The organism is Thalassospira marina (assembly GCF_002844375.1).
GTDB classification, from domain to species: domain Bacteria; phylum Pseudomonadota; class Alphaproteobacteria; order Rhodospirillales; family Thalassospiraceae; genus Thalassospira; species Thalassospira marina.
In genome coordinates this window covers 2,255,942-2,275,585 of sequence record NZ_CP024199.1, presented here as the reverse complement: position 1 = coordinate 2,275,585, position 19,644 = coordinate 2,255,942, and the positions used below count along the sequence as shown (strand labels likewise).

17 protein-coding genes and 3 tRNA genes are annotated in these 19,644 nt (G+C 53.0%); 17 read left to right on the top strand and 3 right to left on the bottom strand.

All coding sequences use genetic code 11. The features are described from left to right. The first annotated feature begins 27 nt into the window (after positions 1 to 27). Positions 28 to 510, top strand: a complete 483-nt coding sequence (locus tag CSC3H3_RS10415; RefSeq protein WP_245881080.1) for a c-type cytochrome — start codon at positions 28 to 30, stop codon at positions 508 to 510. Positions 511 to 567: 57 nt separating this feature from the next. On the opposite strand, the gene CSC3H3_RS10410 is transcribed toward CSC3H3_RS10415, so the two are convergent. Beyond that, positions 568 to 1,695, bottom strand: a complete 1,128-nt coding sequence (locus CSC3H3_RS10410) for a PAS domain-containing sensor histidine kinase (RefSeq protein WP_101284768.1) — start codon at positions 1,693 to 1,695, stop codon at positions 568 to 570. Between the two features lie 31 nt (positions 1,696 to 1,726). Beyond that, positions 1,727 to 2,980, bottom strand: a complete 1,254-nt coding sequence (locus tag CSC3H3_RS10405; RefSeq protein WP_101284767.1) for a D-amino acid dehydrogenase — start codon at positions 2,978 to 2,980, stop codon at positions 1,727 to 1,729. Positions 2,981 to 3,159: 179 nt separating this feature from the next. Between CSC3H3_RS10405 and CSC3H3_RS10400 the strand changes: the two genes are divergently transcribed. From CSC3H3_RS10400 to CSC3H3_RS10355, 10 genes are all read left to right on the top strand, one after another. Then, positions 3,160 to 4,626, top strand: a complete 1,467-nt coding sequence (locus tag CSC3H3_RS10400; RefSeq protein ID WP_101286184.1) for an NAD(P)H-hydrate dehydratase — start codon at positions 3,160 to 3,162, stop codon at positions 4,624 to 4,626. A gap of 209 nt (positions 4,627 to 4,835) precedes the next feature. After that, the gene (locus tag CSC3H3_RS10395; RefSeq protein WP_101284766.1) at positions 4,836 to 6,323 is read left to right on the top strand and encodes a malonyl-CoA decarboxylase; all 1,488 of its coding nucleotides are present in this window, start codon (positions 4,836 to 4,838) and stop codon (positions 6,321 to 6,323) included. 152 nt (positions 6,324 to 6,475) lie between these two features. Continuing rightward, positions 6,476 to 6,560 (top strand) — tRNA-Leu (locus tag CSC3H3_RS10390). Between the two features lie 107 nt (positions 6,561 to 6,667). Continuing rightward, positions 6,668 to 8,092 carry a trigger factor gene (gene tig / locus CSC3H3_RS10385; protein WP_101270585.1) on the top strand — a complete coding sequence of 475 codons (1,425 nt, stop codon included), beginning with the start codon at positions 6,668 to 6,670 and terminating at the stop codon, positions 8,090 to 8,092. 44 nt (positions 8,093 to 8,136) lie between these two features. Next, positions 8,137 to 8,763 carry an ATP-dependent Clp endopeptidase proteolytic subunit ClpP gene (clpP, locus tag CSC3H3_RS10380; RefSeq protein WP_101270583.1) on the top strand — a complete coding sequence of 209 codons (627 nt, stop codon included), beginning with the start codon at positions 8,137 to 8,139 and terminating at the stop codon, positions 8,761 to 8,763. Between the two features lie 302 nt (positions 8,764 to 9,065). Then, on the top strand, positions 9,066 to 10,331 hold the full coding sequence (gene clpX, locus CSC3H3_RS10375) for an ATP-dependent Clp protease ATP-binding subunit ClpX (RefSeq protein WP_101271557.1): 1,266 nt from the start codon (positions 9,066 to 9,068) through the stop codon (positions 10,329 to 10,331). A gap of 129 nt (positions 10,332 to 10,460) precedes the next feature. After that, positions 10,461 to 12,872, top strand: a complete 2,412-nt coding sequence (gene lon, locus CSC3H3_RS10370) for an endopeptidase La (RefSeq protein WP_101271555.1) — start codon at positions 10,461 to 10,463, stop codon at positions 12,870 to 12,872. Positions 12,873 to 13,135: 263 nt separating this feature from the next. Beyond that, positions 13,136 to 13,408: an HU family DNA-binding protein gene (locus tag CSC3H3_RS10365; protein ID WP_008891813.1), complete on the top strand. Its 273-nt coding sequence runs from the start codon at positions 13,136 to 13,138 to the stop codon at positions 13,406 to 13,408. Positions 13,409 to 13,519: 111 nt separating this feature from the next. Then, positions 13,520 to 13,596 (top strand) — tRNA-Val (locus CSC3H3_RS10360). Between the two features lie 306 nt (positions 13,597 to 13,902). Continuing rightward, a complete protein-coding gene (locus CSC3H3_RS10355) occupies positions 13,903 to 14,475 on the top strand; it encodes a hypothetical protein (protein WP_157831877.1) in 573 nt (190 codons plus the stop codon). Between the two features lie 109 nt (positions 14,476 to 14,584). On the opposite strand, the gene fliG is transcribed toward CSC3H3_RS10355, so the two are convergent. Beyond that, the gene (fliG, locus tag CSC3H3_RS10350; protein ID WP_085583347.1) at positions 14,585 to 15,604 is read right to left on the bottom strand and encodes a flagellar motor switch protein FliG; all 1,020 of its coding nucleotides are present in this window, start codon (positions 15,602 to 15,604) and stop codon (positions 14,585 to 14,587) included. 299 nt (positions 15,605 to 15,903) lie between these two features. On the opposite strand from fliG, the gene CSC3H3_RS10345 reads away from it, so the two are divergent. The 6 genes from CSC3H3_RS10345 to nuoE all read left to right on the top strand — a co-directional run bounded on the left by CSC3H3_RS10345 (position 15,904) and on the right by nuoE (position 19,643). Continuing rightward, positions 15,904 to 15,980 (top strand) — tRNA-Asp (locus tag CSC3H3_RS10345). A 277-nt stretch (positions 15,981 to 16,257) separates the two neighbouring features. Then, entirely contained in the window at positions 16,258 to 16,623 is a 366-nt protein-coding gene (locus tag CSC3H3_RS10340) for an NADH-quinone oxidoreductase subunit A (protein WP_085583345.1), read from the top strand. Continuing rightward, positions 16,614 to 17,156: a NuoB/complex I 20 kDa subunit family protein gene (locus CSC3H3_RS10335; protein WP_101271551.1), complete on the top strand. Its 543-nt coding sequence runs from the start codon at positions 16,614 to 16,616 to the stop codon at positions 17,154 to 17,156. Before CSC3H3_RS10340 ends, CSC3H3_RS10335 begins: the two co-directional genes overlap by 10 nt. Before the next feature lie 20 nt (positions 17,157 to 17,176). After that, positions 17,177 to 17,806 (top strand): NADH-quinone oxidoreductase subunit C, encoded by a 630-nt coding sequence (locus tag CSC3H3_RS10330; RefSeq protein ID WP_101271550.1) that lies wholly within the window; start codon positions 17,177 to 17,179, stop codon positions 17,804 to 17,806. Then, complete coding sequence (locus CSC3H3_RS10325) at positions 17,806 to 18,984, top strand: NADH-quinone oxidoreductase subunit D (protein WP_101271548.1); 1,179 nt, start codon at positions 17,806 to 17,808, stop codon at positions 18,982 to 18,984. The genes CSC3H3_RS10330 and CSC3H3_RS10325 overlap by 1 nt, the downstream gene beginning before the upstream one ends. Beyond that, positions 18,981 to 19,643: an NADH-quinone oxidoreductase subunit NuoE gene (nuoE, locus tag CSC3H3_RS10320; RefSeq protein ID WP_101271546.1), complete on the top strand. Its 663-nt coding sequence runs from the start codon at positions 18,981 to 18,983 to the stop codon at positions 19,641 to 19,643. Before CSC3H3_RS10325 ends, nuoE begins: the two co-directional genes overlap by 4 nt. The last annotated feature ends 1 nt before the right edge of the window (position 19,644 follow it).

Below are 19,644 nucleotides of genomic sequence, written 5' to 3'. Positions count from 1 at the left end.
TTTAGCCAACAGAGAGAGTAACGATCGGTGAAAAACAAACTGAGTTACAGCGTGATAGCGCTGGGCGTGGTGGTGCTTGGCTTTGTCGGATACCAGTATTTTCAGTCTGCCGAAACCGCTGCCAGTGGCGTGCGGATTGATGCCAATGACCTGCATCTGGTGGCGGCAGGCAAGAAAATTTACGATGCCAATTGTGCTTCCTGCCATGGTGACAAGCTTCAGGGCGAAGCAAACTGGCAGCAGCGCGGGACGGATGGCCTGTTACCGGCGCCACCCCATGATGCAACCGGCCATACCTGGCACCATCCCGATGAAATGCTGTTTGCCCTGACCAAATATGGCCCGGAAAAAATGGTGGGGAATGGCTATAAAAGTGCGATGCCAGCCTTTGATGAAACGCTTAGCGATGAAGAAATCGCCGAAGCCCTTTCCTATATCAAAAGCCGCTGGCCCCAGGAGGTTCGCGTGCGCAACGACAAAATCAATGAAGCTGCCCGCGCAGACGGCTAGGGTAGGCATTAGGGGATAATCATGGGCCTGATATTGCCTGGTAATTAAGGGGCGATATCAGGCTGCGTGATTTTGTGGCAGGCAGATTTTAACCAAGGTGCCCTTGCCAGGGCTGCTTTCGATAATAAAGCGTCCGCCATGCAGTTCTGTCAGCATTTTTGCCAATGGCAGGCCAAGGCCGGTTCCGGCACTTTCCTTGATGCCTTCGGGGTGAAGTTGTGAAAAACGGGTCATGGCACGCGGGATATCCTGTGGTGTCATGCCAACACCATTATCGGTAACCGTGAAAATAACTTCGTCATCCGATAATTTCAGCGCCAAAGTGATTGCGCCGCCATCTGGCGTGAATTTTCCCGCATTGGTCAGAATATTGATCAGGACCTGTTTTAGTTTCATCCGGTCGCAGGGAATGACAATGTCATGATCCGGCAGATCAATGCTTAATTTGTGGGACCGGCGGTTGTAGTCATCATTGATGATTTTGACCGTTTCACGGGCGACCGTGATGATATTGGCCGTTGCCAGTTTTAACTTCATGGCCCCGTCGGTCAATTTGGCGGAATCAAGCACGTCATTGACGAGTGCTAACAGATGAAGCCCAGCTTCATGGATATCCTGCCCGCATTCCCGGTAGGCGGCATCAATGTCGCCCAGTACACCTTCGGCGATCAGCTCGGCATTGCCGATAATGGCATTTAAAGGCGTGCGGAGCTCATGGCCCATATTGGCGAGGAAATCGGTTTTGGTGGCGTTGGCATCGTTGCGTTCCTGATTGTGGCTGATCAGGTCCTGCTGTGCCATGCGATGCCCGGTATTTTCCATCAGCGTCAGCAATGCCGCCGGGATGGTTTCGCCGCCATTGGCCCATTCCATGGCCGATACCGTCATATGGCAGGGAACGGTTTCACGGGCGTCGTTCAATACGGCAATATCGCCAGACCAAAATCGCCCGGTTGAAAATATTTCATCAAGGTCGCGCAAAATGCCAGGATGCAGGAATGATGCCTGGCGATGGTCAAGCGCACCTGTTTCCAGCCCCAGCAAACGCGCCAGGGCAGAATTGGCCCGCAGGATTTTGCCATCTTGCGAACAGATGGCAGCACCATAGGGCAGGGCCTCGATCAGCGCGTCAATGGGTGCTGAAATCGGGCTTTTAAGTGCGAAATCAGGCTTGCTGGAATGCACGCCTTAACCCCCAAAACAAAATGGCAGTGGCTTAAAACCGGTCCACCTGCAGTCCATCGAGCGAAATTTCCGGGGTTCTGTCCGACATCACATCGGCAATTGCCTTGCCTGAACCGCAACTCATTGTCCAGCCAAGGGTTCCATGCCCCGTATTAAGGTAAAGATTACCATATCTGGTGGTGCCCAGAACAGGTGCAGAATCAGGTGTAACCGGGCGCAGGCCGCTCCAATACTCGATTTCACTGCGTTTTCCACAATGTGGAAAAAGTTCAAACGCTTTATCGGCAATTAATTGCTGACGCCGGGCCGACATGCGCAGGGAATATCCATCCAGTTCGGCTGTTCCCGCCGCACGCAACCGATGACCAAGGCGGGAATATACCATTTTCACGCTGTCATCGATCAGGCTGACGGTAGGGGCACCTTCTTCAAACCCGGTTGTGTTGATCGTAATCGAATATCCCTTGCAGGGATAAATTGGCAATTTGATGCCAAGCGGATTGGTCAGGAACGGGCTGTAGCTGCCCATGCAGACAAGATATTTATCACCGCGCACGGCACCGTTGCTGGTTTGCACATGATCAATTGATGCGCCGTTGCGAACCAGCCCTTTGATTTGGGTGTCATATAAAAATGTCGCCCCCATTTCGGCGCAGCGTTGGGCCAGTGCCAGCGTAAATTTTTGTGCATCACCGCTTTCATCATCGGGCGAGAAACTGCCGCCAATAACCGGGTGTCTGGAATGGGCAAGGGCCGGTTCAATTGCCAGGCATTCCCCGGCGCTGACAACCCGGCGATCAAGGCCGAATTCCTGCATGGTCCTGGCCGTTTTCACGACCTTTTCCATTTCGCTATCTTCGTGGCAGATATGCAGGATACCTTTGCTAAGGCTGTCATATTCAAGACCAAGTTTGGCGCGAAGATCCTTGATGCAGGCCCGGCTGTAAATGGCCAGTCGCAATGATTTTTCGATATTTTCGCGGGTGCGATCTGGCCCGCAATTACGCAGGAAACGCAGCGCCCAGGCAAAAAGTTGCGGATCAAAACGCAGGCGAAGCAGAAGCGGCGCATCCTCGCGGCCCAGCCATTTAAGGCTTTGCCACGGGGTTTCCGGGTTGGCCCAGGGCAGAGCATGGCAGGCCGAGATTTGGCCGCCATTGGCAAAACTGGTTTCCTGTGCCGCTTTTGGCTGACGGTCGATCACGGTAACCTGATGACCATTTTGCAAAAGATAATAGGCCGAGGTCGTGCCGACGACACCCGCACCTAACACAACAACATGCATGCCGGAATTGCCTTGTTCGCGTGGATTTGTTTGGCAGAATCATATGCGCGGGGCAATATACGCACTGCAAAAACAAATATCTACCAGCGGCAATGCGTAGCAGCATTGTTTAAATGCACAAATGCCTTGCAGCGAACCAGAGCTGCCATTTGTTTGTTCCCCAGATTGCCGGAGGCCCGATGCGCGAGATTTTGACAATCCCCCAAATGTATGAAGCTGATAAACGAACCATTGAAGGCGGGATTTCGGGCGAAGTTTTGATGGAAAATGCCGGGCGCAGTGTGTGTCAGGAAATTACCAGCCGGTATTCGCCCTGTGCGGTTTCGGTCTTGTGCGGGCCGGGTAATAATGGGGGGGATGGGTTTGTTATTGCGCGCTTGTTGCGCGAACAGGGTTGGCCCGTTCGGCTGGGGCTGCTGGGCGAGGTTGAAAACCTTGCCGGGGATGCGCGAATTCATGCCGAAAAATGGGTGGGTATTGTCGAACGGCTGACACCCGCCATGCTTGTTGGTGCCGATCTGGTGGTTGATTGCATATTTGGCGCTGGCCTGTCGCGCGATATTGAAGATGACCTTGCCGATCTGGTGAATGCGATTAACGAACGTCCTGCACCTGTAATTGCGGTTGATGTACCAACCGGGGTTGATGGCGCAAGTGGTGCCATTCGCGGTGTTGCGGTTGTGGCGGATGTAACGGTTAGTTTCTGCCGGCCAAAACCCGGGCATTACCTGTTGCCGGGCAAGGATTTATGCGGGCAATGCGTTATTGCCGATATCGGAATTTCCCCGGAAATTGTCGCATCGCTTGCGCCTGAAATATTCATTAATGGTCCTGACCTTTGGGCGCAAAGCATTCCATGGCCGGGGAATGGCAGCCATAAATATCACCGCGGGCATGTTCTGGCATTGGGTGGCACGCAAACCACGGGTGCAGTGCGCCTCGCGGCGCGCGGGGCAAGGCGGGCCGGGGCAGGCCTTTTAACGGTGCTGGCAGATCCCCCGGCATTACCCCTTTATGCGCAGGACGCACCGGGTGTGATGGTGGCCCCCATGGCAAGGTTTGAAGAACTGATGCAGGACCCGCGCCATAATGCCGTGCTGATTGGGCCGGGTGCCGGGGTGGGGGATGATACGCGCAAAAGGGTTATTCATGCGCTGCATTGTGCGCGGGCTTGCGTCCTTGATGCCGATGCACTTACCAGTTTTGATGATGAACCCAGTACCCTGTTTTTTGCCGTTCAGGGGGCAACGGTGATGACCCCGCATGAAGGCGAATTCAAGCGTTTGTTTGGTGATATGGCGGGTGACAGGCTGACGCGCGCCCGTGCCGCGGCCAAACGCAGTGGTGCGGTGGTCATATTAAAAGGTGCCGATAGTATTATTGCTGCGCCAGATGGCCGTGTTGCGATAAATGATGTGTTTGCCCCCTGGCTTGCCACGGCAGGAAGTGGCGATGTGCTGGCAGGCATTGTTACCGGCCTTCTGGCGCAGGGAATGGCCGCGTTTGAGGCAGCATGTATGGCGGTATGGTTACATGGGCAGGCAGGGCAGGACTTTGGCCCCGGCCTGATTGCCGAAGATATCCCCGATGCATTGCCGGGGCTGCTTTCGCGACTGTGGCACAGTGCAAAGTCCGGCGTTGTGTGAAATGTCACGCGGCTGACAGTGGCCTCACGGTAATGACGGTGCACTACGTATGCCCTTTGCGGTGATTGATGCCGCTGGTGGGCATTTTAAATCGTGCCCATATCCATGACAGCAAAGGTCACGGAATTGCCTGTTCGTGCCTTTGTGATTTCACCTTTGTTGTTGATGCTGCCTGATAACCTGTTTTTACCAGCATGATCGGACATTGAATGAGCCAGACATTTATTGACCGTACCTTTGACAATATCCGCCAGCTTTGGCGCGATATTCGTGGCAATTCGGTTGTTCGCAGTTTTGGTTTTGGTGATGAAGCCGCACGAAAGGACCATTGGCGCCGACAGGTGGCTGATTGCCTGGCCCATCGTGGTGGTGCGGTATCCGCGCGATTGCGAGCCGCCGAACTTGGCCACGATTTTTTGCGCCTGGATGAAGAAGGCCGTAAAGAATTTTTGCATTTGCTGGTCAATGAATTCGATGTTGATCGGGCGCGATTGGGCGCCGTTATCCGCGACTGGCAGCAGGCTGATGATCTGGCCGAACGAACCATGCTTGAAAGCCGGATGCGCGCGGAACTGGTGCCGCCTTATCGCAAATTGTTGCAGGAATTCAATGCGCTGCCGCAGGGTGTTAAATTTCTTGTCGATCTGCGGGCGGATCTTTTGCGTTGGCGCAAGGATGCGCCAGGCCTTGTGTTGCTGGAACAGGATTTAAAAACGCTGCTGTCTGGCTGGTTTGATATCGGCTTTCTTGAACTTCACCAGATCACCTGGAATTCACCTGCGGCACTTTTGGAAAAGCTGATTGCCTATGAAGCCGTGCATCAGATCCGCAGTTGGGATGACTTGAAAAGCCGCCTTGCCAGCGATCGGCGCTGCTTTGCATTTTTCCATCCGGGAATGCCGGACGAGCCATTGATTTTTGTCGAAGTCGCCCTGGTGTCGGGGATTGCGGAAAATGTTGATGTGCTGATTGATCGTGACCTTGACGGTGATACGATGGACCCGTCACAGGCGGATACTGCCATTTTCTATTCCATTTCAAATGCGCAATCCGGTTTGGCGGGCATCAGCTTTGGTGATTTTCTGATCAAGCGCGTCGTGGCCGAATTGCAGCGCGATTTACCGAATTTGCGCCAGTTCGCCACCCTTTCGCCCATTCCAGGATTCCGTCGCTGGCTGACTGGCGCCATTGCCGAAATGGATGCAGCAAGCCAGGACAGTGACGCGCCACAGAATGTCGATATCAAATCGGAAGCGAAAGCGCCCGGAACGGCAATCACCGTTAAAACAGCAGCTAAAACCCAGGTGCCCGAACGATTGTTCGACGATATGGCCCTGTGCCGTCCGTTAATCGCGGCGGGTGTTGGGGGTGATGTGGCACAGAAAGGCAATGTTGAGCAGATTGATGCAGGTGCCCGCAATGCGCTGTTGCGGCTGGTGGCGCATTATTTATTGAATGAACGTCGGGCAGGGCGCGATACGGCGTTAGACCCGGTTGCCCATTTTCACCTGACGAACGGTGCGCGGGTTGAACGGCTTAATATGGATGCCAACAGCGCACCTGCCGGGCAGGCGCAATCCTTTGGATTGATGGTTAATTATCTTTATCAGGCAGGTGAAATCGAGAAGAATCACGAAAATTATGCTGGTGGCGGAAAAATTGCCGCATCCAGTACTGTGCGTCGACTTGCAGGTTAATTCAAAGCGTTAAGACCGTTTTATAACGATGAAAATCAACTATTTTGCCTGCTTTATACGTAACTTATCAGGCGACGCTTGCATGAGGGGATCGAAGTTTGTATTAAGGCGCACCCACACCGGTTTTTCCGGTGCGGGAGGTATGCATTTGTGCGGGCGTGGCGGAATTGGTAGACGCGCTGGATTTAGGTTCCAGTGGAGAGATCCGTGGGGGTTCGAGTCCCTTCGCCCGTACCATTGCAGACCAGAAAATAAAAAAGCTATTCGTTAAGTCATATTGACTTCTGACGTCCGGACGGCGTCGCGTAACGGACATTATTCGAACCTAAGCAAAAGAGTTATCTATGCAGGTTACAGAAACCAAAAATGAAGGCCTGGCGCGCGAATACAAGGTCGTTGTGCCGGCCGCCACGATCGAAGAACAGGTTAACGCCAAGCTGGAAGAAATCAAAGACCAGGTTCGTCTTCCGGGTTTCCGCCCTGGCAAAATCCCGAGCAAACTTCTGCGCCAGCGTTATGGCAAATCCGTTATGGGTGAAGTTCTTGAAGCTGCTGTAAACGAAAGCACCAGCAAGATCCTGTCCGATAACGAACTGCGCCCGGCGGTTCAGCCGAAAATCGAAGTCACTGCCTTTGATGAAGGCAAAGACCTCGAATATGATATTTCGGTCGAAGTCATTCCGGCCATCGAGCCGATGGATTTCTCGAAGCTGAACCTGACCCGTGAAGTTGTTGAACTTGACGACAGCAAGGTTACCGAAACGCTTGACCGTATCGCTGCAGCACAGGGCACCACCGAAGCTCTGAAGCGCAAGCGCAAGTCCAAATCGGGTGACGTTCTCGTCATCGATTTCCTTGGCAAGGTTGGCGGCGTTGCTTTTGATGGCGGCAAAGCAGAAGACTATGAACTCGAACTGGGTTCGGGCACCTTCATTGCCGGTTTCGAAGATCAGCTGATCGGCACCAATGTTGGTGACGAAACCGTTGTTAAGGTTACCTTCCCTGAAAATTACGGTTCTGACGAACTGGCCGGCAAAGATGCCGAGTTCGACGTTACCGTTAAGGAAATCAAGGAAAAGAAACCGGCTGAGATTGACGATGAACTCGCCAAGAAGCTGGGTCAGGAAAGCCTTGAATCCCTGAAAGAAGCTATCCGCAAGGATTACGGCCGTGAATACGAATCGGTTGCCCGTCAGAAAATGAAGCGCGACCTGCTCGATCAGCTGGCTGACAATCACAGCTTCGATCTTCCGGCATCCCTGGTTGACAATGAACTGAAGGGCATTGTCGAGCAGATCAAACAGGCGCGTGAAGCCGGCCAGGAAGATGACGAAACCAAGGGCAAATCTGAAGAAGAGCTGACCGAAGAATTCCGCGAAATCGCGGAACGTCGTGTTCTGCTGGGTCTGCTGCTGGCCGAAGTTGGCCGCAACAACAACATTCAGATCACCCAGGAAGACATTAACAAGGTCCTCGTTGCTGAAGCCCAGAAATACCCGGGCCAGGAACAGGCTGTTATTGAATTCTACAAAAATAACCCGCAGGCCTTGCAGGCGCTTCAGGGCCCTGTATATGAAGACAAGGTGGTGGATTACATCGTCGAACTTGCAAAGGTTGAAGAAAAGACCGTTACGGTTGAAGAACTTCTGAAACCTGAAGAAGAAGACGAAGCGCCGAAGAAGGAAGCCAAGAAAAAGGCACCGGCAAAGAAAGCCGCGGCTAAAAAGCCGGCTGCCAAAAAGAAGGCTGCTGACGAAAGCGCAGAATAATCCGCCCAACAGCGGACCAAGTTGCAGCAAGGAGATTGCGGTTGATGATTGAAGAGCAGATGAACTCGCTTGTACCGATGGTGGTTGAACAGACCAGCCGCGGGGAACGGGCATATGACATCTTTTCCCGCCTGCTCAAAGAGCGGATCGTGTTCATCAATGGCCAGGTCCATGACGGCATGTCGTCATTGATTTGCGCCCAGCTACTGCATCTCGAATCGGAAAATCCGGACAAGGATATTTCCCTGTACATCAATTCTCCGGGCGGGGTGGTGACATCCGGTTTGGCGATTTACGACACCATGCAATATATCCGTTGTGATGTGTCGACCGTATGTATGGGGCAGGCTGCCTCGATGGGATCTTTGCTTCTGATGGCTGGTGCAAAAGGCAAGCGTTACAGCCTGCCCAATGCGCGGATCATGATCCACCAGCCGTCGGGCGGTTTCCAGGGGCAGGCGTCGGATATCGAAATCCATGCCCGTGAAATTCTGGCTCTGCGTCATCGTCTTAACGAGATTTACGTCCAGCATACGGGCCGTGATCTGAAAACCATCGAAGATGCGATGGAACGCGATAACTTCCTGACACCGGATCAGGCCAAGGAATTTGGCTTGATCGACGAAGTGGTTAGCTCGCGTCCGAAGCCGGAAAGCGACAAAAAAGACTAAGGTCGCTTTCACGATGAAATAGAAAAACGCCCCGGTTTTATGGCCGGGGCGTTTTTTATGGCTTGCGCGGTTTCGCCCGAAAGTCCTAGACATGTAGATTACAGGACGGTGAAACCCGGCCAGATGGAACATCTGCAACCGGATGGACGTTTTGTGAACGGTGCGGGCTTCACTTTTGGTCGCTCCGTCCTATATCAAAGACGAGGCCGCAAGCTGGAAAGTGCCGATTAATCGTTGAGATCGGTATGCTTTCCCGGCTAACATGGCGATAACAGATAACGTCAAACATCATTGGGGTTTGTATGAGCAAATCGAATAGCGGAGACTCCAAGAACACTTTGTATTGCTCTTTCTGTGGAAAGAGCCAGCACGAGGTGCGTAAGCTCATCGCCGGGCCGACTGTCTTCATCTGCGATGAATGCGTCGAACTGTGCATGGACATTATCCGCGAAGAGCACAAAACCCATCTTGTAAAGTCCGCTGATGGGGTGCCTTCTCCGCAGGAGATTTGCAAGGTTCTCGATGATTACGTCATCGGTCAGGGCCATGCAAAGAAGGTGCTGTCTGTAGCGGTGCATAACCACTACAAACGCCTCAATCATGCCAGCAAGAACGAAGATATCGAACTGGCTAAATCGAATATCATGCTGGTTGGTCCGACCGGCTGTGGCAAAACCCTGCTTGCCCAGACGCTTGCCCGTATTCTTGATGTTCCCTTCACCATGGCTGATGCCACCACGCTGACCGAAGCCGGTTATGTGGGTGAAGATGTTGAAAACATCATTCTCAAGCTTCTGCAGGCTGCAGACTACAATGTTGAACGTGCGCAGCGCGGAATTGTCTATATTGACGAAGTCGACAAGATTTCGCGCAAGTCCGACAATCCGTCGATTACCCGTGACGTCTCGGGTGAAGGTGTGCAGCAGGCATTGCTGAAAATCATGGAAGGCACGGTTGCATCCGTTCCGCCGCAAGGGGGACGTAAGCATCCGCAGCAGGAATTCCTGCAGGTGGATACGACCAACATCCTGTTTATTGTTGGTGGTGCATTTGCCGGCCTTGATAAGGTTATTGCCCAGCGCGGCAAGGGTGCAGGCATTGGCTTTGGTGCTGATGTGCGCAGCCCGGACGAACGCCGTACCGGCGAAGTCCTGCGCTCGGTAGAGCCGGAAGACCTGCTGAAATTCGGTCTGATCCCGGAATTCATCGGTCGTCTGCCGGTTCTGGCAACCCTGGAAGACCTGGACGAAGACGCACTGGTCAAAATTCTGACCGAACCGAAAAACGCGCTTAGCAAGCAGTATCAGCGCCTGTTCGATATGGAAGATGTCAAGCTGACCTTCCAGGACGAAGCCCTGATTGCGATTGCCCGCAAGGCGATCGAGCGTAAAACCGGTGCCCGTGGCCTGCGTTCAATCATGGAAGGCATTCTGCTTGATACCATGTTTGACCTGCCGTCCATGGACAGTGTCGAGGAAATTGTCATCAACCGTGATGTGGTTGAAGGCAAGGCCAAGCCGCTTCTGATCCATGCAGAACGTCGCAATGACGTTGAAAACAGTGCCTGATCGTATTTGCCGCGCGGGCAGTATTGCAGCGCGGCAAATACATCTTATCTATTGAGTATGTTCGCGTTGCTGTTGGGGCCTATTGCAGGACCGCAGCAACGTTTTGGCTCAAAATAGGGAATAGAACACATGGTCGAACTGGCACATGCTGATATCTACCCGGTCCTGCCGTTGCGCGACATCGTCGTGTTTCCGCACATGATCGTTCCGTTGTTTGTCGGCCGCGAAAAATCGGTCCGCGCGCTTGAAGATGTGATGCGCGAAGACAAACAGATTCTTCTTGTTACCCAAAAAGATGCCGGTCTTGATGATCCGTCGGTAGATGACCTCTACCGCGTAGGTACCGTTGCGTCTGTTTTGCAGTTGCTGAAACTTCCCGATGGCACCGTCAAGGTCCTGGTTGAAGGCGGCAAACGTGCACAGATTTCCGGGTTCGTTGATAACCCCGAATTTTTCCAGGCCTATGGCACAGTTCACGACGACGATGACGAGGACGAAAGCGAGCTTGAAGCGCTGTCGCGTTCCGTCGTTACCCAGTTTGAACAATATATCAAGCTGAACAAAAAGATTCCGCCTGAAGTTCTGGTTTCTGTCAATCAGATCGAGGAACCGGCCAAGCTGGCCGATACGGTTGCATCCCACCTTGCGCTGAAAATCTCGGAAAAGCAGGAACTGCTTGAAACCGGGTCTATTGCGGCGCGTCTGGAACGCATTTTCGGTTTCATGGAATCGGAAATTGGCGTCCTGCAGGTGGAAAAGAAAATCCGCAACCGCGTCAAACGCCAGATGGAGAAAACCCAGCGCGAATATTATCTGAACGAGCAGCTTAAGGCCATTCAGAAGGAGCTGGGCGAAGGCGAAGACGGCAAGGACGAAGCCTCTGAGCTTGAAGAGAAGCTCAACAAGGCGAAAATGCCGAAGGAAGCCAAGGAAAAGGCCCAGGCAGAGCTTAAGAAGCTGCGCAATATGAGCCCGATGTCTGCTGAGGCAACGGTTGTGCGCAACTATCTTGACTGGATGGTGTCCATTCCGTGGAACAAGCGTAGCAAAATTTCCCATGACCTGAAAAAGGCCAAGAAAGTTCTCGATAAGGAACATTATGGTCTGGAGCAGGTGAAGGAACATATTCTTGAATATCTGGCTGTTCAGGCCCGTATCAAGAAAGTCAAAGGTCCGATTCTGTGTCTTGTTGGTCCTCCGGGTGTTGGTAAGACCTCGCTTGGTAAATCCATGGCGAATGCGACCGGCCGTAACTTCATCCGTATGTCGCTGGGCGGCGTGCGTGATGAATCGGAAATTCGTGGCCATCGTCGTACCTATATTGGCTCGATGCCGGGCAAGATCATTCAGGGGATGAAGAAGGCAAAGACTTCCAATCCGCTGTTCCTGCTCGACGAAATCGAAAAGATGGGTTCGGACTTCCGCGGTGATCCGGCATCGGCTTTGCTTGAGGTTCTTGATCCTGAACAGAACGCAACCTTCAATGATCACTATCTTGAAGTTGATTACGATCTGTCGGACGTGATGTTTGTGACGACGGCAAACAGCCTGCGTATGCAGCAGCCGCTGCTTGACCGTATGGAGATCATTCGTATTTCGGGCTACACCGAAGACGAAAAGGTTGAAATTGCCAAGCGTCACCTGATCCCCAAGCAGATCGAAGCAAATGGCCTGAAGAAAACGGAATGGAGCATCTCGGACGATGCCCTTCGTGATCTGATCCGCTATTACACCCGCGAAGCAGGTGTGCGTAACCTTGAGCGCGAATTGGCGCGTTTGGCCCGTAAGGCGACCAAACGCATTCTGATTGAAGGCCTCAAGACCGTGCGTGTAACGCCGCGGACGCTGGCGAAATATGCCGGGATTCGCAAGTTCCGCTTTGGCGAAACTGAAGGCGAAGACCAGGTTGGTGTGGTTACCGGCCTTGCCTATACGGAATTTGGCGGTGATCTGCTGCAGATCGAAGCCGTTACCGTCCCAGGCAAAGGCAATATGAAGACCACAGGCAAGCTGGGCGACGTGATGACGGAATCGATCCAGGCGGCAACGTCGTTTGTGCGTTCGCGCGCAGCACATTTCGGCATCAAGCCGAATCTGTTCCAGCAGCGCGACATTCACGTTCACGTACCTGAAGGTGCAACGCCGAAAGATGGTCCGTCTGCCGGTGTTGGTATGGTGACGTCGGTTGTGTCGATTCTGACCAATAACCCGGTGCGCAAGGATGTTGCGATGACCGGTGAGGTAACATTGCGTGGTCGTGTTCTGGCTATTGGTGGTTTGAAGGAAAAACTTCTGGCGGCAATGCGAGGCGGTGTCAAAACGGTTCTTATTCCGAAAGAAAACGAAAAAGACCTGGAAGACATTCCCGAGAACGTAAAACGCAATATGCGAATCATTCCGGTATCGCATGTTGACGAGGTTCTGGAACACGCATTGGCCAATCCGCTGGTGCCGATCGAGTGGGATGAAGAATCCGACAATGTTTCGGTAAAGCCGAAAGACGGTGAAGAATCGGAAATTGGTGGTGTCACAACCCACTGATTGAGCGCAGATTCTTGGGCTTTTTAGCAGGGGCAGCATGGCTGCCCCTGTTTTTTTGTGGATAACTTGTGCCGGAATCGGTCAAGGCCAAAAGGGCAGGGGCTGTAAAGGCGAAAAAACGACAAAAAAACCGCAAAAACGGCAGAAAACTGCGTCTCTCCGATTGACGCCATGTTCGTGACCTGCTTACATTGCGCCTGTAACAGGTTTGGGGCAAACCAAATTTCCTTATAACTCCGAACGTCCAATAAGGGGGCCAGGAAGTGAATAAAAACGATCTCGTTGGAAGTGTCGCCGCGAAAGCTGATCTGTCTAAAGCAGACGCTGCCAAAGCCGTTGATGCTGTATTCGATTCTATTACCGATTCTCTGAAATCCGGCGACGAAGTTCGTCTGGTTGGTTTCGGTACCTTTGCCGTTGCTGCGCGTGCAGCTTCTAAAGGTCGCAATCCGCGTACCGGCGAAGAAATCGATATTCCGGCTTCTAAGCAGCCGAAATTCAAGGCTGGCAAAGGCCTTAAGGATGCCGTCAACTAAGGTTGACCATCTTTTTTAAAAAAAAATGCCGGTGACAGCGTCACCGGCATTGCATTTAAAAAAAAGCATGTTATGTTCCGCTCGCTTCCGCAAAACGGGGCACATAAAAAAGGGTGATTAGCTCAGCTGGTTAGAGCATCTCGTTTACACCGAGAGGGTCGGGAGTTCGAATCTCTCATCACCCACCATGAAAAAGGCGTCCTGATCGGGACGCCTTTTTCTTTTGTCCAATCAACGGCTTGTTGATCAGCCTCAGGCTGTCACTGCACCAACACAGCCGGCAGCGATATCCCAATTCCCTTACGACGCGATTGATAATTCGGCTGGTGATTGATCTATCGGTCTGCGATCATTGACCGGTGTTTAATTGTCGATATCAAAGCCTGGATCTGGTGATGTTCGTATCTATGCCTGCGCCTGTTCGTTTGCTGCTACGCCGTGTTCTTGCTTTTGGAGCGGGGCAGGGCGTCTGGCGCCGTTCAGGCGTTGCTGGAATGCTTCTAGTGTTGTTGATGGCGTTGCAGGGCTGTTATCTGCCAGAACGCTTCAAGGCGGATTTAACGCTGGCACGCAATGGCGATTATCATTTTACCTATAAAGGGCAGTTGCGGCATGCCACGCTTGCCAAGGATCTGCTTGATGGCAATGTAACGCCAGCGGATGAAAAGCAACGTGCTGCCAAAATTCTGAATGATCTGGAGCGGGACCCGGCTTTTGGTCCGTCGACATATGCCGGGCGCGGCGTTTTCAATGTCAGCTATGATCGCAAGGGAAATATCCTAGCGGAAAAGACATTCAACTTCGTGCGACGTAATTCGCGAATCCTGCAAATGATGTATCACGAGGACAGCCGAACCGTCGAAATTCGCGGCGGCAGCGTGCCGGAGCAGTATCTCGATACGCTGCAAGCCATGGGATATGTGCCTGATGGCACCATCACGGTTAAAACAACCGTTCATGTCCGACGCGAGAATGCGGCAAGCCGCAATACGGTTGATGATGAAACGACTCTAAACTGGACGATCAGCAAATTGGGTGAACCGGCGCTGATTTTGATCCTGGGATAAGAGTCGCAGGGGCGTGGCGTTGCCCTTCTGTGAAAACATACAGGCCAAAACAAAAGCCCCACCAGTTTGATGCTGGCGGGGCTTTGTGATTCGGAGGAAGTTGTTGGGCTTAATAGACCATTTCGTCTTCGCCACCACCTTCGGAAATAACGATCTGCCCCTGAGAGGCCAGTTCCTTGGCGAGCTGCACGATCATCATCTGGCATTCTTCGACATCGGCCAGGCGAACCGGGCCAAGGGCATCCATGTCTTCGCGCATCATCTTGCCGGCACGTTCGGACATGTTTTTGAAGAAAAGTTCGCGCATCGCATCGGTGGAACCCTTGAGCGCAAGGGCAAGTTTGTCTTTCTCGACCTGGCGCAGCAGCGACTGGACACCGTTATTGTCAAGGCGGGCAAGATCTTCAAAGGTGAACATCAATGCCTTGATCTTTTCGGCAGAGTCGCGGTTACGTTCTTCAAGGGCGGTCAGGAAGCGATCCTGGCTTTGCCGGTCAAGGCTGTTGAAAATATCGGCCATCAGTTCGTGGTTATCGCCACGCGACCCGCGCGCAAGGTTCGACATGAACTCTGTGCGGAGCGTTTTTTCGATATTATCAAGAACCTCTTTCTGGACGGCCTCCATGCGCAGCATACGCATGATGACTTCCATCGAGAAGTTTTCCGGCAACAGTGACAGAACAGCGGCAGAGTGCGTTGATTTCAGCTTTGAAAGAACCACGCCAACTGTCTGGGGATATTCGTTTTTCAGATAATTTGCCAGAACGGCTTCGTTCACGTTGTTCAGCTTGTCCCACATGGTGCGACCGGCCGGACCACGGATTTCTTCCATGATATTGTTAACACGGTCTTCGGGCAGAACCTTGGTCAGCAGGCGTTCGGTCGTATCGAACGAACCGACAAGCGACCCGGTTGACGAAAGCTGATCGGCAAATTCGACAAAAAGGCGCTCGACGATGTTGGAACTGATCGTTCCAAGACTGGACATCGTTTGCGAGATTTCTTTGATTTCTTCATCATCCATCAATGCAAACATCTTGGAGGCATGCTCTTCCCCAAGTGCCAGCATCAGGATGGCCGCTTTTTCCTGTCCAGAAAGCGACCGGTATTCTTCTTTAACGCGCCCCACGTAAAGCCCACTCCGTCAGCAATTCCAGATCCGGTTCATGATAACGCATTCTCGTGAAGGATGCGTTACGAACAGTCAATAAATCTATAAGGCTTAAGTACGTACATGAAAAGACCCCTAGCATACCGCACCGCCAGACAATTTGACATAAGCGGTGCGCGATCGCAAAAAATGGGCTCAAATTTCCGCTAGGGGTGATCTCGCGCGGGCGAAATCACGACGCGGTTGAAAGCGATGCTATCAGCTTGACTTAGCAAGGGTGCTGGTCTAACAAGAGCACGCCGATGGATGGCCGTTTTGGGGGCGTAGCTCAGTTGGTTAGAGCGCCGGCCTGTCACGCCGGAGGCCGCGGGTTCAAGTCCCGTCGCTCCCGCCATTACGACCATCTACTGTATTCTTTCTTGGGCGCTGCGTCTTTCCTGCCCGTGCTCCTTTTGCTGCTTCGCAACAATATGGAATGCGTTCGCGACGTTCTGCTGACCTGAAATTGACCGCAGAAGGCAAAAAAGTTTAGATAAGTTCCAGGCTTGGCGAGGTGGAAACACATCTCCAGGGCTGGTACTTGTGTGGCGCATACGTTATGGTGCGCCCTTATGGGCTAGGTGGGGACCTGGTCGGGTTCTGGTTAGACCTGTTCTTGAGAGGTCAGAGAGATGCAAGAGCTTCTTTCGGAATATCTTCCGATCCTGATTTTCATCGGGATTGCCGTCGGTCTGTCGGCGGTTATCATCATCGCTTCGCTGGTTCTGGCCAAGCAGGCCCCGGATGCTGAAAAGCTGTCTGCATATGAGTGCGGCTTTTCGCCATTCGAAGATGCACGCATCAAGTTCGATGTTCGCTTCTACCTGGTCGCAATCTTGTTCATCATCTTCGATCTGGAAGTTGCCTTCCTGTTTCCGTGGGCCGTGACACTCGGCAAGATCGGAACATTCGGCTTCCTGTCGATGGTTGTTTTCCTGGCAGTGCTGACAATCGGCTTTGTCTATGAATGGAAGAAGGGAGCTCTGGAATGGGAGTGAGCACCAATACAGGCGCCCCTTTGGCTCCTGGTCACGACCAGGATATGCTGCTTAAGGGCGTGTTTGACGAGATGAATGACAAGGGCTTTGTCCTTGCCAGCCTTGACAAACTTGCGACCTGGGCCAGCACTGGTTCAATGTGGCCGATGACCTTTGGTCTGGCCTGCTGTGCTGTTGAAATGATGCATGCCGCTGCGGCGCGTTATGACATGGACCGTTACGGTGTTGTCTTCCGCCCCAGCCCGCGTCAGTCGGACGTCATGATTGTTGCAGGGACCCTGACCAACAAAATGGCACCGGCCCTTCGCAAGGTTTACGACCAGATGGCCGAGCCGCGCTGGGTTATTTCCATGGGCTCGTGCGCCAATGGCGGCGGGTATTATCACTATTCCTATTCGGTGGTGCGCGGTTGTGACCGTGTTGTTCCGGTTGACATCTATGTCCCCGGTTGCCCGCCGACAGCCGAGGCGCTGATTTACGGTATTCTGCAGTTGCAGAAGAAAATCCGCCGTACCGGTGTCCTGTCACGCTGATCCGAGAGTAGGGGGCTAGCATGAGCGAATTGCTCAGCGATAACAGCGCAGCGCTGCAAGATCTTCGCGATCTTCTGAAGTCGCATTTTGGCGCCGATGTTATTGATACTGTGTACCGCTATGGCGAATTGACCGTTGTCGTCAAACGCGAATCTATCACCAATGTCCTGACATTCCTGCGCGATGATGCGGGATGTCTTTTCAAGCAGCTTATCGATGTTTGTGGTGTTGACTATCCGGAACGCGCGGAGCGTTTTGAAGTCGTCTATCACCTGCTGTCGCTCAAGCATAACCTGCGTATCCGCGTGAAGGTCACGACCGACGAGGAAACGCCGGTTCCGACCGCCGTTGGCGTTTTCAGCGCTGCTGGCTGGTTCGAGCGTGAAACCTGGGACATGTATGGTGTCTTCTTTGCTGATCATCCGGATCCCCGCCGTATTCTGACCGACTATGGTTTTGAAGGCCATCCGCTGCGCAAGGATTTCCCGCTGACCGGTTATGTCGAAGTTCGCTATGACGATGAACGCAAGCGCGTCGTCTACGAGCCGGTCAAACTGGTTCAGGATTTCCGTAACTTTGATTTCGAAAGCCCGTGGGAAGGAATGCAAAACATTCTTCCGGGTGACGAAAAGGCGGAGGGCAACGCCTGATGTCCGAGCAGAAAATTAAAAATATGACCCTTAACTTCGGCCCGCAGCACCCTGCGGCGCACGGAGTTTTGCGTCTTGTTCTTGAAATGGACGGCGAGGTCGTTGAACGTGCCGATCCGCATATCGGTCTGTTGCATCGCGGCACCGAAAAGCTGATCGAGTATAAAAACTACGTTCAGGCAACCCCGTATTTCGACCGCCTCGACTATGTCGCGCCAATGAACCAGGAGCATGCCTTCTGCCTGGCGATTGAAAAGCTGATGGGTGTCGAAGTTCCGAAACGCGCACAGTACATCCGTGTTCTGTATGCCGAAATCGGCCGTATCCTGAACCACATCCTCAACCTGACGACCTTTGCTCTGGACGTCGGGGCTATGACGCCGCTTCTTTGGGGCTTTGAAGAACGCGAAAAGCTCATGGAATTCTATGAGCGCGCCTGTGGCGCCCGTCTTCACGCCAACTATTTCCGCCCGGGCGGTGTTGCGGCTGACCTGCCAGCAGGTCTTCTCGAAGACATCTCGGCCTGGGTTGATCAGTTCCCGAACTTCCTGAAAGACTTTGACCGCGTTCTGACTGGTAACCGTATTTTCAAACAGCGTGCTGTTGGAATTGGTGAAGTCACCGCCGAAGAAGCCTTTGACTGGGGCTTTACGGGGCCGAATATCCGCGCATCGGGTATCGCATGGGATTTGCGTAAATCGCAGCCTTACGATTCGTACGAAGATTTCGACTTTGACATTCCGGTTGGCAAGTTTGGCGATGTCTATGACCGCTATCTGGTTCGTTTTGAAGAAATGAACCAGTCGCTGCGCATCATGCGCCAGGTTATCGACAAAATGCCTGATGGCCCGGTCATCGTTCAGAATAACAAGGTGGCTCCGCCGGCACGCTCCGACATGAAGCGTTCGATGGAAGCCCTGATTCATCACTTCAAGCTGTTTACCGAAGGTTTTCACGTGCCGGCTGGCGAATGCTATGCTGCAGTTGAAGCCCCCAAAGGTGAGTTTGGCGTATTCCTGGTGTCGGATGGCTCGAACCGTCCGTATCGCTGCAAGATTCGCGCCCCTGGATTTGCTCACCTGCAAGGCATGGATTTCATGTCGAAGGGTCACATGTTGGCAGACGTTGTTGCCAATATCGGTTCGCTTGACATTGTTTTCGGTGAGATTGACCGATGAGCCATTTAAGAAGACCAGCTCCGCGCGAGCTTCAGCCCACCAGCTTTGCTTTCACGCCCGAAAACCAGGAAAAAGCGAAAAAGATCATCGCGAAGTACCCGGAAGGCCGTCAGCAGAGCGCGACCATGCCGCTTCTGGACCTGGCACAGCGCCAGACCGAAGGGAACTGGGTGCCGACCGTTGCCATGGACTATATCGCCGACATGCTCGAAATGCCGGCGATCCGGGTCTATGAAGTTGCGACCTTCTACACCATGTATAACCTGGCGCCGGTTGGTAAAAATTTCATCCAGGTTTGCACCACCACGCCTTGCTGGCTGCGCGGGTCTTCGGACATCGTGAAAACCTGTAAGGAAGAACTGGGCATCGGCATTGGTGAAACCACCGAAGATGGCAAGTTCACCCTGATCGAAGTTGAATGCCTTGGGGCGTGTGTTAACGCACCGATGATGCAGATTAACGACGATTTTTACGAAGATCTGACCAGCGACAGCACGAAGAATATTATCGACATGCTCAAGCGCGGTGAAGCACCCAAAACCGGCCCGCAGAGTGGTCGTCGTGGTTGTGAGCCGATTGATGGTCCCAAGGTTCTGAAAGCATTCTGTGGCTGTGGTGCTGCGGATCAGGCTGCTGAACCCAAAGACGGGGAAGCCTGAT